General features: G+C 66.6%; 1 protein-coding gene. It reads left to right on the forward strand.

Annotated features, from left to right (window positions below; all coding sequences use genetic code 11):
• Nucleotides 1-4557, forward strand: a 4557-nt coding sequence (locus ACAH41_RS09990; RefSeq protein WP_325654622.1) for an SDR family NAD(P)-dependent oxidoreductase, incomplete at both ends; no start/stop codon positions are given.

Consider the following 4557-nt stretch of genomic DNA (forward strand, 5'->3'; position numbering starts at 1 on the left):
CAACATCGACTTCGAAGGCACGCCGTTCGTCGTGCAGCAGGAGCTGACCGACTGGCTCAGGCCCACCCGGGAAGTGGGCGGCAGGCAGCAAGAAGGCAAACGCATTGCCGGCATCTCGTCGTTCGGCGCGGGCGGGGCCAATGCGCATGTGGTGATCGAGGAATACAGCGCGCCCGAGGTGCAGCACACCGACAGCGGACCAGCGCTGATCGTGCTGTCGGCCCGCAACGAAGACCGGCTCAACGAGCAAGTCCGGCAACTGCGCGATGCCATCGAAGCCCAGCCTGAGCTGAGCCTGGCGGACCTGGCCTACACGCTGCAGGTTGGGCGTGAAGCGATGGAAGAGCGGCTGGGCTTGGTGGTCAGCTCGATGGAAGAGCTGCGCCGGAAGCTGGATGCCCATGCGGCGGGCGACAGCGTCGACGAGCTGTACCGGGGACAGGTCAAGCGCAACAAGGAAGCGCTGGCAGGGCTCAGCGGCGATGAGGACACCGCCGCCATGGCCGACGCCTGGATCGCCAAGGGCAAGTTCGACAAGTTGCTGGACCTTTGGGTCAAGGGCATGGCGGTGGATTGGCAGCGGCTGTACGGCGCCCAGCGCCCGCAGCGCATCAGCCTGCCGACCTATCCGTTTGCACGCGAGCGCTATTGGCTCGACGTCTCTGCGTCGGCAGCGGCGCCTGCCGCAAAGGGCGGACATCTGCACCCGCTGCTGCATCGCAACACCTCCAGCTTTGCGGTGCAGCGCTTCAGCTCTCACTTCAGTGGCGAGGAGTTCTTCTTCGCCGACCATGCGGTGAAAGGCACGCGCATCCTGCCCGGTGTCGCGCAGCTGGAGATGGCGCGGCACGCGATGAGCCTGGCCATGGACGAAGACTGCTTGCTGCAGCTCCGGGACATTGCCTGGTTGCGGCCGGTGGTGGCCGGCGCGGACGGCGTCGAGCTGCACATCGCGCTGCTGCCGCAAGCGTCCGGCGACATCCGCTTCGAGATCTACAGCGATGCCGAAGGCGACGAGCCCCGGGTGCATTGCCAGGGCGCGGTCGTGATGGTCGCCGGGGGGCCAAGCGCCACGGCGGCAATGCATGACCTGGTGGCGCTGCGCGCGCAATGCAGCGTCGCGCACCTCGACGCCACGCAGTGCTACGCAGCATTCGACCGCATGGGCCTGCACTACGGCCCGGCCTTCCAGGGCCTGAACGAACTTCTCATCGGAGACGGCGAAGTCCTGGCCCGGGTCGCCTTGCCTGCTTCTGCGCCGGCGGACGGTTATGGGCTGCATCCCAGCCTGCTGGACGCGGCACTGCAAGCCACCCTCGGTCTGCTGCGCTCGGCCGGGCACGCGGACGATGGCAGCTTGTGGTTGCCCGCCACGCTCGGTTCCCTGGACCTGCTCGCCCCCTGCGGCGCTGACATGTGGGCCGTGTTGCGATCGAGTGCCGGGAAGGCAACCGGTGGCGCGCTGCCGTCGGCGATCGACGTTGACCTTTGCGACGAACATGGCAACGTCTGTGTTCGCCTCAGTGGGCTCGGGCTGCACGCTGCTGCGCCCATCGCCGAGGCCGGAACGGCCTTGCAGACCCTGCTGGCCAAGCCGGTCTGGGAAGCCAAGCCGGTTGCCGTCGACAGCGCGACGGGTCGCAGCTTCGCACGGCACCTGGTGATGCTGTGCGGCCTCGATGCGGCCGCCACCCGCCAGGTCCAGGCCGAGCTGCCGGATGTGACTTGCGTGGCCTTTGCCGTGGACGAGAACCTGGCCCAAAGCTATGCCTCCGCAGCCGAAACGCTGCTGGCACAGCTCCAGTCCCTGAGCCGCCAGCCTGGCCAGCACCGGGTCCAGTTGCTCGTGCCCCAGCTGGGCACGGCCCGGCTCATGGCCGGCCTGGGCGGCATGCTGCGCACGGCGCAACGGGAGAACCCGAGCCTGCTCGGCCAGGTGATCCAGGTCGAACCGGGCCAGAACCTGCCGCAGGCAGTGCGGGACAACCGCGACAGCCCGGCGGCGGACCTGCGCTACATCGGCGGAGAGCGCCAGGTCGGGGGCTGGGCCGAATGGGTTGGCGTGGCCGATGCGGCTTCGCCGTGGCAGGACCAGGGCGTCTACCTGATCACCGGCGGCGCGGGCGGCCTGGGCCTGATCTTCGCGCGCGAGATCGCGCGCCAGGCCAAGGGTGCGAGGCTGGTGCTGACTGGCCGTTCGCCACTGAACGCCAGCGCGCAAGCCGCGCTCGACGAACTGGCCGCGATGGGCGCCGAGCCGCAATATCGCCAGCTCGACGTGGGCGACAGCCAGGCCGTGACACGCCTGGTGGGCGAACTCGTCGAAGCCTTTGGTGGCCTGGACGGCGTGCTGCACAGCGCAGGTGTGTTGCGCGACAGCTTCATCCTCAGGAAGACCCGCGAGGAATTGCAGGACGTGCTGCACGCCAAGGTCGCCGGCACGCTGAACCTCGACGCGGCCACCCGCGATCTGGCGCTGGACTGCTTCATCTGCTTCTCGTCGATCGCCAGCGCTCTGGGCAACGTCGGGCAGGCCGACTACGCGGCGGCGAATGGTTTCATGGATGCCTTCGCTCATTTCCGGGACGGCCTGGTCGCACAAGGCCTTCGGCAGGGGCGCAGCCTGGCCATCAACTGGCCGCTGTGGGAAGAAGGTGGCATGCAGGTGGACGCTGCCACGCGGCGCTACCTGCTGCAGGAAATTGGCATGACGCCGCTGCGCAGCGCCAGTGGTTGCACGGCCCTGGTCCAGGCCTTGGCGAGCGGCCTGCCGCAGGTGCTGGTGGCGGAGGGCCATGTCGAACGCTTGAAAGCCAGCCTGTTGACCGATGCGCCGGCCAAACCCGCCGTCACGCAAGCCGAGCCGGCGCCGGTCCAGCCGGGCGAGGATTTGCGTGACAGGACGGTGCGGCACCTGGTGCGCCTGCTGTCGGCCACATTGAAGCTGCCGCCGCACAAGATCGATGCGCAGGTGGCCCTGGAGGCCTATGGCATCGACTCCGTGCTGGTGATGGACTTGACGCAGAAGCTCGAGAAGACCTTCGGCCCGCTGCCGAAGACGCTGTTCTTCGAGTACCAGACGATTGCCGCGCTGTCTGGCTACTTCCTGCAAAGTCATCATGCCAGGCTGGTCGACTTGCTCGGCGAGAAGCATGCATTGCCTTTGCCATCCGTGGCTGCGGGGCCGCATGGCGCGGTCGTGCCAGCTGTTCGCAAGCGCTTGCGTTCTGGCATGCGTCTTGACTCCCGTTTGGCATTGCGCAATGCAGGCAACGCCACCGGCGAGATCGCCATCATCGGCCTGTCAGGCCGGTACCCCCAGGCTGGGGACGTGGCGGCGTTCTGGTCCAACCTGAGCACCGGCAAAGACAGCATCACCGAGATCCCTGCATCGCGCTGGGACTGGCGAACCGACTTCGACGAAGACCGCAGCAAAGCCGGCAAGACCTACAGCAAATGGGGCGGCTTCATCGAAGGCGTGGACGAATTCGACCCGCTGTTCTTCAACATCTCGCCACGCGAAGCCGAACTCATGGACCCGCAGGAACGGCTGTTCCTGCAATGCGTGCACGCCACGCTGGAAGACGCCGGCTACACCCGGGACAGCGTCGCTGCGGACCAGAACGTAGGCGTGTTCGTTGGCGTCATGTACGAGGAATACCAACTCTACGGCGCACAGGAACAAGCCCGGGGCCACAAGCTCGCCGTCTTCAACAGCCCCGCCTCCATCGCCAACCGCATCTCCTACTACTGCAACTTCAGCGGACCCAGCCTGGCCCTGGACACCATGTGCTCGTCCTCGCTCACTGCCATCCACCTGGCCTGCCAGAGCCTGCGGCAAGGCAACTGCACGGTGGCCGTTGCCGGCGGCGTCAACGTCTCGGTGCACCCCAACAAATACCTGATGCTCGCGCAGGGCAAATTCATCTCCGGCAAAGGCCGTTGCGAAAGCTTCGGCGAAGGCGGAGAAGGCTATGTGCCTGGAGAAGGCGTCGGCGCCATCCTGCTCAAACCGCTGGCCCAAGCACAAGCTGATGGCGACCACATCTACGGCGTCATCAAGGCCAGCGCCATCAACCACGGCGGCAAGACCAACGGCTACACCGTGCCGAATCCCAACGCGCAAGCCAAAGTCATCGCACGCGCACTCAGAGACGGCGGCATCGACGCGCGGGACATCAGCTACATCGAAGCCCACGGCACCGGCACCAGCCTGGGCGACCCCATCGAGATCGCCGGCCTGGCCAAGGCATTCAGCCAATGGACGCAAGACAAACAGTACTGCGCCATTGGATCTGCCAAATCCAACATCGGCCACTGCGAAAGCGCAGCCGGCATCGCCGGCGTCACCAAAGTCCTGCTGCAACTCAAGCACCGCCAGATCGCGCCCAGCCTGCATTCCAGCATCCTGAACCCCAACATCGACTTCGAAGGCACGCCGTTCGTCGTGCAGCAGGAGCTGACCGACTGGCTCAGGCCCACCCGGGAAGTGGGCGGCAGGCAGCAAGAAGGCAAACGCATTGCCGGCATCTCGTCGTTCGGCGCGGGCGGGGCCAA

Source organism: Ideonella sp. (assembly GCF_041287625.1).
In the GTDB taxonomy this organism is placed as follows: Bacteria; Pseudomonadota; Gammaproteobacteria; order Burkholderiales; family Burkholderiaceae_C; genus Ideonella.